General features: G+C 65.7%; 17 protein-coding genes and 1 pseudogene. 10 read left to right on the plus strand and 8 right to left on the minus strand.

Translation table 11 applies throughout. The annotated features are described in order from the left end of the window. Positions 1–317 precede the first annotated feature (317 nt). A pseudogene (locus tag AB7M16_RS28610) lies at positions 318–1600 on the plus strand (MFS transporter). Here AB7M16_RS28610 and AB7M16_RS28615 read toward each other — a convergent pair. After that, the gene (locus AB7M16_RS28615) at positions 1589–3151 is read right to left on the minus strand and encodes a hypothetical protein (RefSeq protein ID WP_453945775.1); all 1563 of its coding nucleotides are present in this window, start codon (positions 3149–3151) and stop codon (positions 1589–1591) included. The pseudogene AB7M16_RS28610 and the gene AB7M16_RS28615 overlap by 12 nt on opposite strands. 309 nt (positions 3152–3460) lie before the next feature. On the opposite strand from AB7M16_RS28615, the gene AB7M16_RS28620 reads away from it, so the two are divergent. The 3 genes from AB7M16_RS28620 to AB7M16_RS28630 all read left to right on the plus strand — a co-directional run bounded on the left by AB7M16_RS28620 (position 3461) and on the right by AB7M16_RS28630 (position 5627). Then, on the plus strand, positions 3461–3922 hold the full coding sequence (locus AB7M16_RS28620; RefSeq protein WP_453945776.1) for an Hsp20 family protein: 462 nt from the start codon (positions 3461–3463) through the stop codon (positions 3920–3922). Between the two features lie 101 nt (positions 3923–4023). Continuing rightward, positions 4024–4359, plus strand: a complete 336-nt coding sequence (locus tag AB7M16_RS28625) for a hypothetical protein (protein WP_453945778.1) — start codon at positions 4024–4026, stop codon at positions 4357–4359. Between the two features lie 158 nt (positions 4360–4517). Then, positions 4518–5627: a trypsin-like peptidase domain-containing protein gene (locus AB7M16_RS28630; RefSeq protein WP_453945780.1), complete on the plus strand. Its 1110-nt coding sequence runs from the start codon at positions 4518–4520 to the stop codon at positions 5625–5627. 70 nt (positions 5628–5697) lie between these two features. Here the strand turns inward: AB7M16_RS28630 and AB7M16_RS28635 are convergent, their stop codons facing one another. After that, entirely contained in the window at positions 5698–5874 is a 177-nt protein-coding gene (locus tag AB7M16_RS28635) for a hypothetical protein (protein WP_453945782.1), read from the minus strand. Then, a complete protein-coding gene (locus AB7M16_RS28640; protein WP_453945784.1) occupies positions 5871–6299 on the minus strand; it encodes a hypothetical protein in 429 nt (142 codons plus the stop codon). The genes AB7M16_RS28635 and AB7M16_RS28640 overlap by 4 nt, the downstream gene beginning before the upstream one ends. Positions 6300–6357: 58 nt before the next feature. Between AB7M16_RS28640 and AB7M16_RS28645 the strand changes: the two genes are divergently transcribed. Continuing rightward, positions 6358–6759: a hypothetical protein gene (locus AB7M16_RS28645; protein ID WP_453945786.1), complete on the plus strand. Its 402-nt coding sequence runs from the start codon at positions 6358–6360 to the stop codon at positions 6757–6759. 34 nt (positions 6760–6793) lie between these two features. Here the strand turns inward: AB7M16_RS28645 and AB7M16_RS28650 are convergent, their stop codons facing one another. Both AB7M16_RS28650 and AB7M16_RS28655 read right to left on the minus strand, forming a co-directional pair. Further along, positions 6794–7645, minus strand: a complete 852-nt coding sequence (locus AB7M16_RS28650; protein ID WP_439364115.1) for an aldolase/citrate lyase family protein — start codon at positions 7643–7645, stop codon at positions 6794–6796. Next, a complete protein-coding gene (locus tag AB7M16_RS28655) occupies positions 7645–8097 on the minus strand; it encodes a MaoC family dehydratase (RefSeq protein WP_453945787.1) in 453 nt (150 codons plus the stop codon). The genes AB7M16_RS28650 and AB7M16_RS28655 overlap by 1 nt, the downstream gene beginning before the upstream one ends. A 142-nt stretch (positions 8098–8239) precedes the next feature. Here AB7M16_RS28655 and AB7M16_RS28660 point away from each other — a divergent pair, with 142 nt between their 5' ends. Further along, positions 8240–9406 carry an acyl-CoA dehydrogenase family protein gene (locus AB7M16_RS28660; protein ID WP_260382500.1) on the plus strand — a complete coding sequence of 389 codons (1167 nt, stop codon included), beginning with the start codon at positions 8240–8242 and terminating at the stop codon, positions 9404–9406. Positions 9407–9426: 20 nt separating this feature from the next. Here AB7M16_RS28660 and AB7M16_RS28665 read toward each other — a convergent pair whose 3' ends face one another. The 3 genes from AB7M16_RS28665 to AB7M16_RS28675 form a co-directional block, all read right to left on the minus strand. Further along, a complete protein-coding gene (locus tag AB7M16_RS28665; protein WP_453947277.1) occupies positions 9427–11001 on the minus strand; it encodes an AMP-binding protein in 1575 nt (524 codons plus the stop codon). A 33-nt stretch (positions 11002–11034) separates the two neighbouring features. Continuing rightward, a complete protein-coding gene (gene upp / locus AB7M16_RS28670) occupies positions 11035–11670 on the minus strand; it encodes a uracil phosphoribosyltransferase (protein ID WP_260382501.1) in 636 nt (211 codons plus the stop codon). A 268-nt stretch (positions 11671–11938) separates the two neighbouring features. After that, on the minus strand, positions 11939–12403 hold the full coding sequence (locus AB7M16_RS28675) for a hypothetical protein (protein WP_453945790.1): 465 nt from the start codon (positions 12401–12403) through the stop codon (positions 11939–11941). 513 nt (positions 12404–12916) lie between these two features. Here AB7M16_RS28675 and AB7M16_RS28680 point away from each other — a divergent pair. The 4 genes from AB7M16_RS28680 to AB7M16_RS28695 all read left to right on the plus strand — a co-directional run bounded on the left by AB7M16_RS28680 (position 12917) and on the right by AB7M16_RS28695 (position 17704). Next, positions 12917–13006, plus strand: coding sequence for a K(+)-transporting ATPase subunit F (locus AB7M16_RS28680; RefSeq protein ID WP_035698142.1), 90 nt, complete (start codon positions 12917–12919; stop codon positions 13004–13006). 113 nt (positions 13007–13119) lie between these two features. Then, positions 13120–14823 (plus strand): potassium-transporting ATPase subunit KdpA, encoded by a 1704-nt coding sequence (kdpA, locus tag AB7M16_RS28685; RefSeq protein ID WP_453945792.1) that lies wholly within the window; start codon positions 13120–13122, stop codon positions 14821–14823. Positions 14824–14872: 49 nt separating this feature from the next. Next, positions 14873–16987: a potassium-transporting ATPase subunit KdpB gene (gene kdpB, locus AB7M16_RS28690; protein WP_453945794.1), complete on the plus strand. Its 2115-nt coding sequence runs from the start codon at positions 14873–14875 to the stop codon at positions 16985–16987. A gap of 111 nt (positions 16988–17098) precedes the next feature. Further along, positions 17099–17704, plus strand: a complete 606-nt coding sequence (locus tag AB7M16_RS28695; RefSeq protein ID WP_453945795.1) for a K(+)-transporting ATPase subunit C — start codon at positions 17099–17101, stop codon at positions 17702–17704. Positions 17705–17707 lie beyond the last annotated feature (3 nt).

Below are 17707 nucleotides of genomic sequence, written 5' to 3' on the forward strand. Positions count from 1 at the left end.
AGCGAAGCGAAGCAATCCAGAATCTCTCCGCGGAGGCAGTCTGGATTGCTTCGTCGCAAGGGCTCCTCGCAATGACGGGTGTCGGAGCGGCGGCACCGGACGCTCTCGCGTCCCGGACGCGCTGCAGCGCTCTTGCGCTGCTGCGCAGAGCCGGGACCCAGCAGGCCGAGCAACTCGCATCGACATGGGCCCCGGCTCTGCAGCGCATCACTTCGTGCTGCGCAGCGTCCGGGGCACGCGAGCGACCAAGTGCGCGGGCAGGTTGCAACCCTCACCCTGATTATTCATGATGGCCACTGGAATCGTTGGGGCAGGGCATGACGACAGCAATGGGGGTCTCCGCTTCCGCGGAGAGATCGACGACGGCGCATGTGGTGTGGGCGAGCGCGCTCGGCACCGCGATCGAGTGGTACGACTTCCTGATCTACGGCACGGCCGCCGCACTCGTCTTCAACAAGCTGTTCTTCCCGAGCTTCGATCCCTTCGTCGGCACGCTCGCGGCATTCTCGACCTATGCGGTCGGCTTCGTCGCGCGGCCGATCGGCGGCGCCATCATCGGGCATTACGGCGACCGGCTCGGCCGCAAGACCATGCTGGTTGCGACCATGATCGCGATGGGGCTCGGCACCTTCCTGATCGGCTGCCTGCCGACCTACAGCCAGATCGGCGTCTGGGCCCCGATCCTGCTGATCGCCTTGCGCTTCGTCCAGGGCATCGGGCTCGGCGGCGAGTGGAGCGGCGCGGTCGTGATGGTGATCGAACATGCCGGCAATCGCCGCGGCTTCTACGGCAGCCTGGTGCAGGTCGGCTTTCCCGTCGGCGTCGCCGCCTCCACCGGCATCTTCGCCCTGATGACGAAGCTGCCCGAAGCCGACTTTCTGAGCTGGGGCTGGCGCGTGCCGTTCCTGATCAGCATCCTCCTGGTCGGCGTCGGTTTCATCGTCCGCCTGAAGCTTGCGGAGACGCCGCACTTCAAGGAGGTGGTCGAGCGCAAGGAGGTGCTGGCCCAGCCGGTGCTGGAAGTACTGCGGCGCGACTGGCGCAGCTTTCTGCTCGCGATCGGCATCACGGTCTCGGAGGTCGGGCTCGCTTATCTCCTCACCGTCTTCACGGTGGTCTACGCGACGACCAAGCTCGGCCTGCCCCGGCAGGTGATCCTGGATGCCGTGGTCTATGCCGCGATCGTCGAGTTCGCGACGCTGCCGCTGGCCGGCTGGCTGTCCGACATCTTCGGACGCAAGGCGTCTTCTCGGTGGCGCTGGCGTTCCCGCTGTTCTGGTTCCTCGACACCAGGGAGCCGGCGCTGATCACGCTTGCGCTCGTCGTCACGATGACGCTCACCCATGCGCTGCTGTTCGGGCCGAAGGCCGCGTTCATGCCGGAGCTGTTTCGCACCCAGGTGCGTTACAGCGGTGCCTCGCTCGGCGCTAACGTCGCGGCGGCGTTGAGCGGCGGCTTCTCGCCGCTGATCGCGGCTGCGCTGCTGGCATGGGCCGGATCGTACTGGGCGGTCTCGGTCTACATCGTTGCGCTGTCGGTCATCACGATCTTCGCAACCCTGCTGGCGCCGGAGACGGCGCGGGACTCGCTAAGATCCTGAGCGTCGGGACAGGCAAGCCGGATTTGCAGCGTTCGGAAGCACCAGGAAGGTGATGGTCGTCGGCGCGAGCCGGATCGCGCCCGGCGGTGCTGCGCGTGCCCGGAGCGGCGGCAGCCGGCCATCTCTGGTCAGCGCGAGCGCCTTGCCGTTCAGCTGCACAATCGTGCCCTGCAGCCGCGCCGCGTGCAGTGTGTACCGCTCGGCGGAATCCGGCAGCGATAGCGTGCGCGATGCGCTGCGCGAGGTGTTGATCGCGAGCAGCGACACCGCACCTGCCCCGGCTGGATGGCAATGCGCATAGAGATGGAGATCGCGCGGAGCAGGTTTGCCTGCGTCGAGCACGATCGTTCCCATCAGCCGGCGCCAGAGCAGCGCGGCCCAATAGCTCGGCCGCGGCCGGAACGTCGTTTCCTCGAGCAGACCGTAATCGCTGGCGGCCAGCGTGTTGTGCATCACCACCTGCACGCCGGCCTTCGCCAGGCGTCCGAGCTGGTCGAGATAGCGGAACGTGTCCAGAAAAGTCCGGTCCCATAAGCCGCCGCCGCAGGCAGCATCAGCCGTCTCGGTCAGCCAGATCGGCTTGTCCGGCTCGAATGCGTCGCGCAGGGCCTGGTAGGTCGCGAGTGTCGTATCCGTGCGGCCCAGCCATTGCTCCGAGAGGGCCTGCGCCGGATCATCTTGTCCGCCGCAGCGCGGCGAGATCGTGTTGTAATGGTGATAGGAGAACCGATCGACGCCGGGACCGGATGCGGCAAGCAGATCGCGCGTGGTGAGCCCCGCCCCGGATGGCGACGGTGGATCGCCGGCCGAGCCCGGGCCGAGGATCAGCGTCTCCGGTGTGACGCGCCGCATCCAATCGCGGAAGACCTTGAAGTCGCGGCCATAGGCGGCCGCGTCATAGCCCACCGGTGCGCCGTTCGTCGCTGCGAGCGTCGGCTCGTTCATGAATTCGGCGGCGACGATTCGGCCACCGAGCGCGCGCGTCGCCTCGACCAGCTGCTGCGCCTGATCCGGCTTCCAGATGCCGCTGGCATCGCGGCTGCCGGGACTGATCGCAAAGGAGGTGACGATCTCCGCATCGACCGCACGCGCGAACTCCACCACGCCACGCCATTGCGCTCGGCTGAGCACCGCGTTGAATCCCGGCGGCGGCTGTCCCGGCGCCTCGGCAAAGAACGTCGCATTGGCCCAGGTGCCGCTGACGCGCAGATAGGCCGGCGACAACGCCGCCGCGAGCCGGCGCAGTTGCGCATTGGCAAGATCGATCGGCGGTCGCGCGCTGTAACGATCCCGTTGGTCGAAGGCGCGTGCGGTTCGCGGATAAGGTTTCCAGAATCGCCCCCCGGTCACCTCCACCATTTCGATATTGTAGGACTGAAAGCGAACATCGACCGTTCCGATGGGCTTCAGTCCGGTGGGCGAGATGGCGATGTCCTCGGCCTGTGCCGCACAGGCCGTTGCGGCGGCGAGCAGGGCAATCGCGCCGGCCGCGAGACCGGCTGGACGCCGAGGGGATCCTGGTCTGCGGTGTGTTGCCGCCTGCTTCGTCATGCGCGTTGCCCGGGGCCAGACGCACGGAGGCAATCCGGCCTTACCCTCGACCCGCCTATTTTATCCCTATTTTACCTTGCCGTTGCCGCCGAGAGCGTCCGGGCCCGGGGGACCATCGATGGGGCAAAAAAATTTCGTTGGCCCCTCTTGAAACCGGTTGCCGGTTTTCTAAGTCGTTTTTCGCCGCGAGAGCGGTGTGCCGGATGCCAGATCGGGTCCGGCACGGGCGCCGGGCAGGTCTTTTCGGACCCGTCTGAATTCCCGCCTTGCGCTCCTTCGTATCCATCTTGCTCTTTGGAGGACTTGGTTATGAGGACCAGTTTTGACTTCGCGCCCCTGTGGCGATCCACCATCGGCTTCGACCACCTGGCCGACCTCGTCGACAGCACGCTGCGCCAGGCGACCGAGGACAATTATCCACCCTACAACATCGAGCGCTCCGGCGAAGATCACTACCGGATCAGCCTTGCCGTAGCGGGGTTCGGCGCCAACGACATCACCGTGACGGCCGAACAGAACGCGCTCACCATCGAGGGCAAGAAGCCCGAGACCGCCGCGCGCGAATATTTGTACCAGGGCATTGCCGCGCGTCCGTTCCGGCGCGTGTTCAACCTCGCCGACTACGTCCAGGTGAAACAGGCCTCGTTCCAGGACGGGCTCCTGATCATCGACCTCGTCCGCGAGGTTCCGGAAGCCATGAAGCCGCGCCGCATTCAGATTGCGGGCGGCGCTCCCGCGGCATCGCAGATCGAGCAGAAGAAGGCAGCCTGAGCGCTCGCATGAACGTCAAGCGGGACGGCGGCGATGTGGCGCCGCCGTCTCCTCGTCAACAAGCCGTCCCCCTGGAAAGGAGCATGTGGGAGACTTAACCGATGACCAACATGAATACCGGTTCCGGCACTCTCAATCCGCTGTTTCATCCTGCCGCCCACTACGATTCGCCTGCCGACGTCCTGAACGCCGAGGAGCTCTCTTCGCCCGAGAAGCGCGTCATCCTGTCGTCCTGGGCATCGGACATGTACGCGGTCGAATCCTGTCCCGCCTTGCGCGAGATTCCCGGCATGAGCCACACGGTCCGGCTCGCCGACATTCTGGCCGCCTTGCGCAAGCTCGACGGCGACAACGACAATGACGACCCGCCGCGGGGCGGCGGCGTGCCGATGCGGCTGCGGCGGCCATGGGCCGCCGCCGAAGGGCGGACGGCATGATGGTCACGCCCACCGTCCTCGCCCTCGTGCTGCTCGGCCAAGCCGCGGCAGCCTGGACCGTTCCGTTTCTGGTCCTGCAGGGCATGATCGTCGCGTCAGGCGACGAAGACTGAAGCCACGGTTTCGAATATCCCCACACCACAAGCGGCAGGGTGGCGATGATGAATGCTGTGCGTCTCTTGTTCCTGGCCTTGCTGATGCTGACGCTCACGGCATCGCAGCCTGCCGCCGGCCAGATTCCGGATCTGAAGACCGGTGGCCCGGTGCCGACCCTGGCGCCGCTGGTGCGCCAGGTGACGCCGGCCGTGGTCAACATCTCCGTGCACGGCCGTGTGCGCGAGGACAACCCGCTCTATCGCGATCCGCTCTTTCGCGAGTTCTTCGACGTGCCCCGGCAGATCGAGAAGGAGGTCAACGCGACCGGCTCCGGGGTGATCGTCGACGCCCAGCGCGGCTATGTGCTGACCAACAATCACGTGGTCGAAGGCACCTCCGCCGTTCAGATCACGACCAAGGACGGCCGGCAGTTTTCCGCCAAGGTCATCGGCCGTGATCCGCCGACGGACGTCGCGGTGCTCCAGGTCCAGAATCCGGTCGGGCTCAAGGCGCTTGCCTTCGGCGACAGCGACGGGCTCGATGTCGGGGATTTCGTCCTTGCGATCGGCAATCCCTTCGGCCTCGGCCAAACCGTGACCTCGGGGCTCGTCAGCGCGCTGGGCCGCACCGGCCTCGGCAAGCAGGGCTATGAGGATTTCATCCAGACCGACGCGGCGATCAATCCCGGCAATTCCGGTGGCGCGCTGGTCAGCCTGCGCGGCGAGCTCGTCGGCATCAACTCGGCGATCATCTCGCCCGCGGGCGGCAATGTCGGCATCGGCTTTGCCATTCCGGTCAACATGGCGCGCAAGGTGATGGAGCAGATCATCGCGAGCGGCCGCGTCGAGCGCGGCCGCATCGGCGTTTCGCTGAAGGACCTGCATCCGTCGGTCAACAAGGGATTGAATCAGGGTGCCGTCATCGCCGAGATCGCGGCGGATTCGCCCGCGGAGAAGGCAGGCTTGCGCAAGGGCGACGTCGTGACCGGCGCCGACGACCGCCCGATCCGCACCGCCGCCCAGCTCCGCAACACGATCGGCCTTGCGCGCGTCGGCGAGGACGTGAAGCTCACGCTCCTGCGCAATGGTGCGCCGTTCACCGCCACCGTCAGAGTGGCGCCGGCAGCCGAGCCGAGCAGCGCGCTCGCAGGCCCCAATCGTCTCGTCCGCTGAAACGAAGGGGGGACGAACCGCGGGAGCGGTTCGCCCCTGCGATGGTCAAGGGGCGTGTGATCTCCCCAGCTCAGGCCGCGCGGTGATCCAGCCCGCCTTGCAGGTCCCGGATCAGCCGCCGCTCGCGTTCGATGCGCTGGCGATAGAGCTCGCGCTCATGCTCGCTCTTGGCGCTGGCAAGAAGCAGCTCGTAATGGCCGATGACCTTCTCGCTGCCGCGGATGAGCAGGTCGCGTTGGCTGTTCATTGCGCCATCTCCATTGCGCCAGCCGGCGCCTCAGAGGCGCGGAGGCCGACGGGAAAGGTCGCTGCGGTCAGGCCATCGAGCGCCGATTGCTCTTCGGCGAGGCGCCTCTCGATGAACTGGCGCTCCAGCTGCGACAACCTGGTCTTCAGCAGGCGCCGGTAGCGGTGGATGTTGTTGCGGTGCGCACGAATGCGGGCCAGATTCTCATCGAGCATCGTCGTCTCTCCAGACGGTCGCGTTGGATCCTTTGGTTGTGCGAGGATGAGAAGGTCTCTTCTCGGCGAAAAAATATTCAGCGCGCGAGCGCTGTCAAGATCTTGGCGCGCCTGTCCTTGTTGTTGCTGGCTCCTGGAGATCGACGATCGGCCAATCGACCTGTCCGGACGGCCGGGTTCCGGGCGCGATTGCCTTTTGATGGCCGGCAAGTGAACCTCGTGTGGCCATATTTGAGCAGGAGTGATCTGTCGCGAGGGAGGCGCTCCGATGACCAAGGCACTGATCACTGCTGTCGCAATGCTGGCTTGCGTACCCGCGAGTGCGCTCGCACAGGAGCGCGCGGGCGATGCGGCGCTGGGCGCGGTCTCGGGTGCGGTCGTGCTGGGCCCCGTCGGTGCGGTCGCCGGAGCCTTGATCGGCTACACGGCCGGACCGTCGATCGCCCGTTCCTGGGGCCTGAGAGGCTCACAGTCGGCAAGGCAGCGGCAGCCGCCGCCGCGTCGTGCCGCCGCGACCGGCAGCCCGTCGCGCACGCGCGAGGCGATGGCCGCCAACGGCCAGATGAGAGCCGCCGGCAATTCGGCCCCGCCGGTCCAGGCTCCGCCGGTTCAAGCCGCGCCTGCCGCGCCGGCGCAATCCTCGGCGCCGCCGGTTCAGGCATTCGATTAAGGCCGCCAACTTCAGGCCGCAGCCTACGCCCGCTCTAGGCCTCGCCGAGAATTTTCTTCGCGGCGCGCAGGTGCGGCTTGTCGATCATCTGGCCGTCGAGCCGCAGCGTGCCGGAATTGGGATTGCTCGCGAAGGCCGCGATCACCTTCTCCGCCCAGGCGCGCTCGGCCTCCGTCGGCGCGAAGGCCGCGTTGACGATGTCGACATGCTTGGGATGGATCAGCGCCTTGGCCGAAAAGCCGTCGCGCCGCGCGGCGCGCGTCTCCTGCTCGAGGCCGGCGAGGTTGTCGATGTCGGTGTAAACCGTGTCGATCGGCGCGACCTCGGCCGCGGCCGCCGCCATCAGGCAGAGATCGCGCGCCAGGCGATAGGGGCTGTGGAACACGCCGCCGCTCGCCTTCTCGGTGGCGCCGAGCGAGGCGGAGAGATCTTCCGCGCCCCACATCAGGCCGGCGAGGCGAGGGGAGCAGCCCTTGTAGCTGCCGAGACCGAAGATCGAGCCGGCGGTCTCCGTCGCGACGCAGACGATGCGGGTCGAACCGATCGCGATGCCGGCAGCGGCTTCCAAAGCCTCGAGCCAGGTCGCGACCTGCCGCACGTCGTCGCCGCCTTGCGATTTCGGCAGCACGATGCCGTCAGGCCTGCCCGGCATCACCGCGGCGAGATCCGCCAGCGTCAGGCCGGTGTCGAGCGCGTTGACGCGGACATAGAGCTGATGCGGGCCGGGGCGGCTCTTCAGCATCGAAAGCGTGAGCTCACGCGCTTCCGCCTTCTTCTCGGCGACGACGGAATCCTCGAGATCGATGATCAGCGCGTCGGCCTTGCCTTCGCTCGCCTTCTCGAATTTGCGCGGGGAATCGCCCGGCACGAACAGCATCGAACGCATCAGACCGGCCTCTTGTGCATCATCGCCATGCGGCGGCATTTACCGACGATCTCGTCGTTCTGGTTCAAAGCGTGGTGCTCGAACTCGACGATGCCGGCCTTGGGCCGCGATCTGGATTCCCGCACCGAGAGCACCTTTGTCGTGGCCCGCAACGTGTCGCCATGGAAGACCGGCTTTGGAAAGGTGACGTCGGTCATGCCGAGATTGGCGACGGTGGTACCCAAGGTCGTATCATAGACCGTCATGCCGATCATGATGCCGAGCGTGTAAAGGCTGTTGAAAATGCGCTGGCCGAACTCGGTCTTCTCGGCGAAATGCGCGTCGATGTGCAGCGGCTGCGGGTTCAGCGTCAGCAGGCTGAAGAGGGTGTTGTCCATCTCGGTGACGGTCCGGGTCAAGGGATGCCTGAACTCCTGGCCCACGGAAAAATCCTCGAAATAAAGTCCGGCCATCGCGGTTTCCTCCTCACGAAATAACGGCGCGCGCGTCACGTCGCGCCGCATGACCCCATGCATGGTAGGCACACTTCGCGGGCAAATTCACGTATCTGCATGCGGTTTTTCGAGCTAAAGAACGCGAAGGGAGGTCAAGACCATGGATTTCGCGCTCACCGATCAGCAGGAAGCCATTCGCGACGCCATCGCCAAGATCTGCGAGGGCTTTCCCGACGCTTATTGGCTGAAGAAGGACCACGACGGCGGCTTCCCGCACGACTTCCACAAGGCCTTAGCGGATGCCGGCTGGCTCGGCATCTGCGTGCCGGAAGAATATGGCGGCTCCGGGCTCGGCATCACGGAAGCTGCGATCATGATGCGCACCATCGCCGAGTCGGGTGCCGGCATGTCCGGTGCCTCGGCGGTGCACATCAACGTGTTCGGCCTCAATCCGGTGGTCGTGTTCGGCACCGAGGAGCAGCGCAGGCGCATGCTGCCGCCGATGGTCGAGGGCCGCGAGAAGGCGTGCTTTGCCGTCACCGAGCCGAACACCGGCCTCAACACCACCCAGCTCAAGACCCGCGCGGTCGCCAAGAACGACCGCTACATCGTCAACGGCCAGAAGGTGTGGATCTCGACCGCGCAGGTCGCGCACAAGATTTTGCTGCTGGCGCGCACCACGCCGCTGGAGGAGGTGCGCTCGCCGACCCACGGGCTCAGCCTGTTCTATACGGACTTCGACCGCAACAAGATCAAGGTCCACGAGATCGAGAAGATGGGCCGCAAGATCGTCGATTCCAACGAGCTGTTCTTCGAGGATTTTGAGATCCCGATGGAGGACCGGATCGGCGAGGAAGGCAAAGGCTTCGAGTACATCCTCGAGGGGATGAATCCGGAACGAATTCTCATCGCGGCCGAGGCGGTCGGTTTGGGAAAACTCGCGCTGTCGCGCGCGACCGAATACGCCAAGACTCGCGTCGTGTTCAATCGTCCGATCGGCAAGAATCAAGGCATCCAGCATCCGCTCGCGGTGAACTGGGTCGAGCTCGAGGCGGCCTGGCTGATGGTGATGTCGGCGGCCTGGCAATACGACAAGGGCATGCCGTGCGGCGCGGCGGCCAATGCCGCGAAGTATCTGGCGGGCGAAGCGGGCTTCTCGGCCTGCGAGCAGGCGGTGATGACCCATGGCGGCTTCGGCTACGCCAAGGAATTCCACGTCGAGCGCTATTTGCGCGAGGTGCTGATCCCGCGCATCGCGCCGGTCAGCCCGCAGCTCGCGCTCAGCTTCATCGCGGAAAAGGTGCTGGGGCTCGCCAAATCGTACTGAACAAGTCGTACTGAACGGGTCTATTCGGCGGCGATCCGCTCCATCGCCATGGCGCGAAGCCTGGCGCGCTGGATCTTGACGCCGTTGGCACTGTCGGTGACGGGGAAGGCGTCCACGACATAGATCCGCGCCGGCACCTTGTAGCCGGCGAGCCGCTCGCGCAAACGCGCGATCAGGGTCTCCTGCATGGGCGGCTTCGTCGTCGGGATCACGAAGGCGACACAGCGCGCCTGCCCCTTGAGATCGACTGCGACGACCTGGGCGTCGGCGACACCGGCGCAGGATTTGAGCTCGTCCTCGATCTCCCCGGGCGCGACCAGGAAGCCGCCAAGCCGCATCGCATCGCCGGCGCGGGTCTCGTAGACGAACGAGCCGTCGCCGCGCAGCCGGCCGATGTCGCCGGTACGGAAGAAGCCGTCGGCGGTGATCGCCTCGCGCGTCGCCGCAGGATTGTTGAAGTAGCCGAGAAAGCGCGAGGGCGCGCTGATCTCGATCTCGCCGGAGACGAGGCTTCCGGCGAGCTCGCCGGTCTCGACATCGCGCACGCGGACTTTCGCGTCGGGCGACATCGGCCAGCCGCCGCCCTCGATCCGATCGGCGAAGGCATCATTGGGGCGGCCGATCGAGAACAGCGCCTGCACCTCGCTCGAACCGTAGAGGCCGAACAGCTTCAGGCCGCGCGCCTCGGCCTCCGCAGCCAGCTCGCGCCAGCCGGGCTGGAACGCGGCGAAGCCGCAGACTTCGAGATGCGGAAACGGGCGTGGCGCATCGGTGAGGGCGAGGATGCGCCGGAACATCTCGTCCGAGCCGAAGGCATGCGTGATCGGTTGCGTGCTGAGGATCTGCAGGGCCGGCGCGGCCTCGAAGGCGTCGAGCACATGAATGGTTGCACCGGCTGCGAGGAAGCCGAGCAGGCTCGTCATGCCGAACGTGCCGCAGAACGGCAGGATGGCCAGCAGCGAATGACGGCGGTGATCGAGCTGGAGCGCGCGGGCGACGGAGGCGGCGTGCGTCGCCAGCGTCCGCTGCGAATGCGCGACGAGCTTCGGCCCCTTGGTGGTGCCCGACGTCGTGTAGAGCAGCACGGGCAGGTCGACATCATCCTGGATCGGCGGAGGGGGCGGGTAGGGCGTCTCGAAGGCATCCAACCGCACGCAGGGCCAGTGCGCCGGCAGCGCATTTGCGCCGACCACCGCCAGCCGTTGCAGCGCGGGCACTTCGGCCTTGCCGATATCGGCGAGGATTGCGGCAAAGTCGATCGCGCGGAATGCGGCCTCGACCACCAGCAGCTTCGCGCCTGATAGTTTGAGCAGGTGCGCGACTTCCGCGCTGCGATAGCGCGTATTGACGGCGGCGACGATCGCGCCGAGCCGTGCGGCGGCGAACAACAGTGCGAGCCATTCGACCCGGTTGACCAGCCAGACCGCGACGACGTCGCCCTTGCCGATGCCTTGCGCCGCAAGCCAGGCGGCGGTCTGCTCGATCTTCGCCGAGAATTCCGCGCGCGAGACGGCGTTGCCGTCGAAGACCAAGGCAGGATCGGCCGCGCTCTTGATCCGGAGCAGCGATTGCAGCGAAACATCGTTGGCGCTCATGGCCATCGGACTAACCCGATCGCGAAAACCTGTCTACTTGGTGCCGAACATCCGGTCGCCGGCATCGCCCAGGCCCGGCACGATGTAACCGTGGTCGTTGAGCCGCTCGTCGATCGCGGCGGTCCAGATCGGCACGTCGGGATGCTCGCTCTGGAACTTGGCGATGCCCTCGGGCGCGGCCAGGAGGCAGACAAAGCGGATGTCGCGGGCGCCGCGGGCCTTGAGCAGGGAGGCGCCGGCGCAGGCCGAGTTGCCGGTCGCCAGCATGGGATCCATCAGGATCACGGTGCGGTCGGACAGGTCCTGCGGCGCCTTGAAGTAATATTCCACGGCCTGCAACGTCTCGGGGTCGCGGTAGAGCCCGATATGGGCGATGCGTGCCGAGGGCATCAGCGCCAGCATGCCGTCGAGAAAGCCGACGCCGGCGCGCAGGATCGGCGCCAGCGTGAGCTTCTTGCCGGCGATCTTGGGCGCCTGCATGGCCGCAATCGGCGTCTCGATCTCGACCAGCTCCAGCGGCAGGTCGCGCGTCACCTCGTAGCCGAGCAGCATTCCGATCTCGTTCAGGATCTCGCGGAAGCTCTTGGTCGAGCGGTCCTTCTCCCGCATCAGGGAGAGCTTGTGCTGGACCAGGGGGTGGGCGACGACGTTGACGTTGCTGATGCTCATGAAACCGCTCTACACGGTTCCGTGAAACTGCGCCAGATCGGCCAGGTACTTTTAGGCAAAGCCTTTTCCGCGGGATAGGCGGCCTCAACCGGGCATCGCGACCGCGGTTGCTCACTTCACAGGCAGCCATGGTCAGCTCGCGGTCGATCGCGTGCGAGATCGGACGAGCTAGACCCCGTGCCTCGCGCCGCCCTCTGTCAGACCTGAAGTAGCCTGTGATTTCCACGAAGAATCGATCGACGGCGCCGAGGCTGATTGGCGGACGGGCCTAGCCGAAATGATCGCAGGCGACCGGCTCATAAAGTGGGTCCAGCATCGGACGGACCGAAGGAACGCTCGGTCGCGATGCGTCGGCGGTCAGCGCCCGCACCTCGACGAATGCCGACAACAGGGCGAGCGCGAGGTCGGCATGGCGTGCCTCGACTGCGGCATCCAGCCAATCCGGCAGCTCGCGCTCGCGCGACAGCGCGCAATGCCACTCGCCGTCATCGTAGGCGATGCGGCGGACCTGCCACATCGGCAGCTCCAGCTCCATCATAACCAGTGCGGCATCGGCCCATGCCCCGACATCGATCAGGCGCGTGAGGCGTGCGGTGCGCTCGCTGTCTCCGAGCGAAGGGATGCGCCGGCAGGCGTGTCCGATGATGTCGAGCATCAGCGGCCGCGTCGTCGCATGTGCCTTGCGCAGCCGCTCGGCGAGCGAGGGGAGATCGAGCGAGAGAGCGGCGGTCATGTCAGGCCTCCTGGAATTGGCGTCGGTCAGTCGGCCGGCGTCGCCAAGATGGCGGGAAGAGCATTTGAAAACGAGATGGGGATCGGGCGCGAGATATAGGGATTCCATAAGTGGGCGGGGGTCTTCGCGGTCGGTGCGCACGCCTCGTCCTTCGAGACGGCGCTGACGCGCCTCCTCAGGATGAGGCTAATCAGCTTCAGCGCCCTTTGAAACTGCAGCCACAAACTCCGTCCTCATCCTGAGGAGCCCGCCTTAAGCGGGCGTCTCGAAGGATGGCAGCCGGGAGAAGCCCCCAGATGCGATAGCTCTGCGCCGCGACGCGCCGGCCTTTATGAGATTCCTATAACGTCGCCATAGACCTCATCTCGAAAACCTATGGGCGTGGTGGCACCTCAGGTCTCTCCTAAGGAGTATCGCCATGATGGACCTTTTGATGCTGGCGCTGGGCTTCGTCTTCTTTGCCCTCGCGATCGGCTACACCTATGCCTGCGAACGGCTGTGAGGGAGCGGACCATGATCTTCGATTATGCGCTCGCCGGCGCCGTTTCGTTCGGCCTCCTGATCTATCTCACCTATGCACTGCTGCGGCCCGAGCGGTTCTGACGCCGTGCTGCTGCTCGTCGAATTGCTGCTGGCCGGCGCTGCGCTCGTCACGGGCCTGCTCGCGCTGCTCCTGCCGCTCTTGCGCCGGACCAAAAGCCTGAAGGGTTAATGCCATGACTGTGATCGGTTGGTTCCAGATCATTCTTTATTGCACGATCGTGGTCGCACTGACCAAGCCGCTCGGCTGGTACATGACGCGCGTATTCAACGGCGAGCGCACCTTCCTGTCGCCCGTCCTGCGCCCGATCGAAGCCGGCATCTATTGGATCTCCGGCGTCGACGAGAAGCGCGAGCAGCACTGGCTCACCTACACGGTCGCGATGCTGCTGTTCCATGTCGGCGGCTTCCTCATCATCTACGGCCTGTTGCGGCTCCAGGCCGTGCTGCCGTTCAATCCGGCCGGGCAATCGGCGGTCGCCGAGGATCTGTCCTTCAACACCGCGATCTCCTTCATCACCAACACCAACTGGCAGAACTACGGCGGCGAGAGCACGCTGTCCTATTTGATCCAGATGGTCGGCCTGACGCACCAGAATTTCCTCTCGGCGGCGACCGGAATCGTGCTTGCCGTTGCCCTGATCCGCGGCTTTGCCCGCGCTTCCATGCGTACAGTCGGCAACTTCTGGGTCGATGTGACCCGCTGCACGCTCTACATCCTGCTGCCGATCTGCGTCGTGTTCACACTGTTCCTGGTCTGGCAGGGCATCCCGCAAACGCTTGGAGATTACGTCGAAGCGACCACGCTCGAGGGCGCCAGGCAGACCATCGCGGTCGGCCCGGTGGCCTCGCAGGTCGCGATCAAGATGCTGGGGACCAACGGCGGCGGCTTCTTCAATGCCAATGCCGCGCATCCCTTCGAGAATCCGACCGCGCTGTCGAACTTCGTGCAGATGCTGTCGATCTTCGTGCTCGGCGCGGCGCTCACCAACGTGTTCGGCCGCATGGTCGGCAACCAGCGCCAGGGCTGGGCGATCCTCGCCGTAATGGGCGTGCTGTTCGTCGCCGGCGTCGCCGTTTGCTATTGGGCTGAAGCCAGCGGCACCTCGACCCTGCATGCGCTCGGCCTGACCGGCGGCAACATGGAAGGCAAAGAGGTTCGCTTCGGCATCGTCGCCTCCTCGCTGTTCGCCGTGATCACGACGGCCGCCTCCTGCGGCGCGGTCAACGCCATGCATGACAGCTTCACCGCGCTCGGCGGCATGATCCCGCTGATCAACATGCAGCTCGGTGAGATCATCATCGGCGGCGTCGGCGCCGGCCTGTACGGCATGCTGCTGTTCGTCGTCCTCTCGATCTTCGTCGCAGGCTTGATGGTGGGCCGCACGCCGGAATATGTCGGCAAGAAGATCGAGGCGCGCGAGGTCAAGATGGCGATGCTCGCGATCCTTGTGCTGCCGCTGATGTATCTCGGCTGGACCGCGGTCGGTGTGGTCTATCCGACTGCTGTCGCCTCGATGGCGAATGCCGGCCCGCACGGCTTCACCGAGGTGCTTTACGCCTTCACCTCGGCGACAGGCAACAACGGCTCGGCCTTCGCAGGGCTCACCGGCAACACCTTCTTCTACAATCTCACGCTCGCATCGGCGATGTTCGTCGGCCGCTTCTTCATGATCGTTCCGGCGATGGCGATTGCGGGCGCGCTCGCTGCCAAGAAGTCGATTCCGCCGTCGGCCGGTACGTTCCCAACCACCGGCGGGCTGTTCGTCGGCCTCGTCGTCGGCGTGATCCTGATTATCGGCGGTCTGACCTTCTTCCCGGCGCTCGCGCTCGGCCCCATCGTCGAGCACCTCGCGATGAACGCGGGGCAGGTGTTCTGATCACCAAGTGTTCTGATTGACAGACTTCTGATTATTTGGAGTGACCTCCATGGATACGATGAAACTGCAAAAGCGCGCTCCGATGTCGGCGATGCTCGATCCCAGGATCGTGCTCCCTGCGATCCGGGCGTCCTTCACCAAGCTCGACCCGCGGCTGATGGTGAAGAACCCCGTGATGTTCGTGGTCGAGATCGTCGCCGCGCTCACCACGGTGATCTTCCTGCGCGACCTCGTCACGGGCGGAGCGAGCCTCGGCTTCACCTTCCAGATCATCCTCTGGCTCTGGTTCACGGTGCTGTTCGCCAATTTCGCTGAAGCCGTTGCGGAAGGCCGCGGCAAGGCGCAGGCCGAATCGCTGCGCAAGACCCGCACCGAGAGCCAGGCCAAGCTCCTGAGCGGCGCGGGCCACGACTACAAGCTCGTATCAGGCACCAGCCTGAAGGTCGGCGATCTCGTGCTGGTCGAGGCGGGCGACACCATCCCCTCGGACGGCGAGGTGATCGAGGGCGTCGCCTCCGTCAACGAGGCCGCCATCACCGGCGAATCCGCGCCCGTGATCCGCGAATCCGGCGGCGACCGTTCGGCGGTGACCGGCGGCACGCAGGTGCTGTCGGACTGGATCCGCGTGCGCATCACGGCGGCCCAGGGCTCGACCTTCATCGACCGCATGATCAAGCTGGTCGAGGGCGCGGAGCGGCAGAAGACGCCGAACGAGATCGCGCTCAACATCCTGCTTGCCGGCCTCACCATCATCTTCGTGTTCGCCACGGTGACGATCCCGAGCTATGCCGCCTATGCCGGCGGCTCGATCTCGGTGGTCGTGCTGGTTGCTCTCTTCGTGACGCTGATCCCGACCACGATCGGCGCGCTTCTGTCGGCGATCGGCATCGCCGGCATGGACCGCCTGGTGCGCTTCAACGTGCTGGCGATGTCGGGCCGCGCGGTCGAGGCCGCCGGCGACGTCGACACGCTGCTGCTCGACAAGACCGGCACCATCACGCTCGGCAACCGGCAGGCGACCGCGTTCCGTCCCGTGCGCGGCGTCACCGAACAGGAGCTGGCGGATGCAGCACAGCTCGCCTCGCTCGCGGACGAGACGCCGGAAGGCCGCTCCATCGTCGTGCTGGCCAAGGAGAAGTACGGCATCCGTGGCCGCGGCATGGCCGAGCTGGGCGCGACCTTCGTTCCGTTCACGGCGCAGACCCGCATGAGCGGCGTCGACGCCGGCGGCTCGTCGGTGCGCAAGGGCGCGGTCGATGCCATGCTGAACTACGTGGGCGGTGGTGCACCGCTTGCGGTTGCCTCCGGCAACACGGCACGTGCCATCCAGCCGGCCGCGCTCTCGGAGATCGGCCGTGAGATTCAAACCATTGCCGACGAGATCTCCAAAGCCGGCGGCACGCCGCTCGCCGTTGCCAAAGATGGAAAACTGCTCGGCGTCATCCAGCTCAAGGACATCGTCAAGGGCGGCATCCGTGAACGCTTTGCCGAACTGCGACGCATGGGCATCCGCACCATCATGATAACAGGCGACAATCCGATGACGGCCGCTGCCATCGCCGCGGAAGCCGGCGTCGACGACTTCCTGGCGCAGGCAACGCCCGAGGACAAGCTCAAGCTGATCCGCGACGAGCAGGCCAAGGGCAAGCTGGTGGCGATGTGCGGCGACGGCACCAACGACGCTCCCGCGCTCGCCCAGGCCGATGTCGGCGTCGCCATGAACACCGGCACGCAAGCCGCGCGCGAGGCCGGCAACATGGTCGACCTCGATTCCAATCCGACCAAGCTGATCGAGGTGGTCGAGATCGGCAAGCAGCTCCTGATGACGCGCGGTGCGCTGACCACGTTCTCGATCGCCAACGACGTCGCCAAGTATTTTGCGATCATCCCGGCGATGTTCCTGGCGTTCTACCCGCAGCTCAACGTACTCAACGTCATGGACCTGTCGAGCCCGCAGAGCGCCATCCTGTCGGCGATCATCTTCAACGCGCTCGTCATCATCGCGCTGATCCCGCTCGCGCTGAAGGGCGTCGCCTACCGCGCCGTCGGCGCCGGCGCGCTGCTCGGCCGCAACCTCCTGATCTACGGGCTCGGCGGCATCGTCATTCCCTTCATCGGCATCAAGGCGATCGATCTCGCGGTGACAGCTTTGCACTTGGCTTAACCCCGTCATTGCGAGGAGCGAAGCGACGAAGCAATCCAGACTGCCGCTGTGGAAAGACCCCTGGATTGCTTCGCTTCGCTCGCAATGACGAAAAGACAGAGGAGACCTAACATGCTCAGAGAAATCCGCCCCGCCATCGTCCTCTTGCTGGCGCTCACCGCCATCACGGGCCTTGCCTATCCGCTCGCCATGACCGGCATCGCCGGCGCGCTCTTTCCCGCCCAGGCACAAGGCAGCCTGATCGAAAAAGACGGCAAGGTGATCGGCTCCGCCCTGATCGGGCAGGAGTTCAAGGACGACAAATATTTCCACGGCCGCCCCTCGGCGACCCTGGCGCCGGACCCGAACGATCCGACCAAGACGGTGCCCGCGCCCTACAACGCCGCCAATTCGGGCGGCTCCAATCTCGGCCCGACCAGCAAGGCGCTGGCCGACCGGTTGAAGGAAGATGTGGACAAGCTCAGGAGCGAGAATCCGAACGCCTCGGTGCCGGTCGATCTGGTGACGACCTCGGCCAGCGGCCTCGACCCGGACATCTCGCCGGAAGCGGCGCAATTCCAGGTGCCGCGCGTGGCGAAGGCGCGGAGTCTGCCTGAGGATCAGGTCAAGCAGCTTGTGACCGCCAGCACCGAAGGCCGCCTGCTCGGCCTGCTCGGCGAGCCCAGGGTTAACGTTCTGGCGCTGAATCTCGCGCTCGATCGCATGGCCGCGAAGTAGCCG

This window comes from Bradyrhizobium sp. USDA 372 (genome assembly GCF_053629095.1).

Excerpts from the sequence above, each read along its gene's own strand:
- AB7M16_RS28615 (WP_453945775.1), bottom strand. The coding sequence starts at position 3,151 with ATGACGAAGCAGGCGGCAACACACCGCAGACCAGGATCCCCTCGGCGT.
- AB7M16_RS28620 (WP_453945776.1), top strand. The coding sequence starts at position 3,461 with ATGAGGACCAGTTTTGACTTCGCGCCCCTGTGGCGATCCACCATCGGC.
- AB7M16_RS28625 (WP_453945778.1), top strand. The coding sequence starts at position 4,024 with ATGACCAACATGAATACCGGTTCCGGCACTCTCAATCCGCTGTTTCAT.
- AB7M16_RS28630 (WP_453945780.1), top strand. The coding sequence starts at position 4,518 with ATGATGAATGCTGTGCGTCTCTTGTTCCTGGCCTTGCTGATGCTGACG.
- AB7M16_RS28635 (WP_453945782.1), bottom strand. The coding sequence starts at position 5,874 with ATGAACAGCCAACGCGACCTGCTCATCCGCGGCAGCGAGAAGGTCATC.
- AB7M16_RS28645 (WP_453945786.1), top strand. The coding sequence starts at position 6,358 with ATGACCAAGGCACTGATCACTGCTGTCGCAATGCTGGCTTGCGTACCC.
- AB7M16_RS28650 (WP_439364115.1), bottom strand. The coding sequence starts at position 7,645 with ATGCGTTCGATGCTGTTCGTGCCGGGCGATTCCCCGCGCAAATTCGAG.
- AB7M16_RS28655 (WP_453945787.1), bottom strand. The coding sequence starts at position 8,097 with ATGGCCGGACTTTATTTCGAGGATTTTTCCGTGGGCCAGGAGTTCAGG.
- AB7M16_RS28660 (WP_260382500.1), top strand. The coding sequence starts at position 8,240 with ATGGATTTCGCGCTCACCGATCAGCAGGAAGCCATTCGCGACGCCATC.
- AB7M16_RS28665 (WP_453947277.1), bottom strand. The coding sequence starts at position 11,001 with ATGAGCGCCAACGATGTTTCGCTGCAATCGCTGCTCCGGATCAAGAGC.
- upp (WP_260382501.1), bottom strand. The coding sequence starts at position 11,670 with ATGAGCATCAGCAACGTCAACGTCGTCGCCCACCCCCTGGTCCAGCAC.
- AB7M16_RS28675 (WP_453945790.1), bottom strand. The coding sequence starts at position 12,403 with ATGACCGCCGCTCTCTCGCTCGATCTCCCCTCGCTCGCCGAGCGGCTG.
- AB7M16_RS28680 (WP_035698142.1), top strand. The coding sequence starts at position 12,917 with ATGATCTTCGATTATGCGCTCGCCGGCGCCGTTTCGTTCGGCCTCCTG.
- kdpA (WP_453945792.1), top strand. The coding sequence starts at position 13,120 with ATGACTGTGATCGGTTGGTTCCAGATCATTCTTTATTGCACGATCGTG.
- kdpB (WP_453945794.1), top strand. The coding sequence starts at position 14,873 with ATGGATACGATGAAACTGCAAAAGCGCGCTCCGATGTCGGCGATGCTC.
- AB7M16_RS28695 (WP_453945795.1), top strand. The coding sequence starts at position 17,099 with ATGCTCAGAGAAATCCGCCCCGCCATCGTCCTCTTGCTGGCGCTCACC.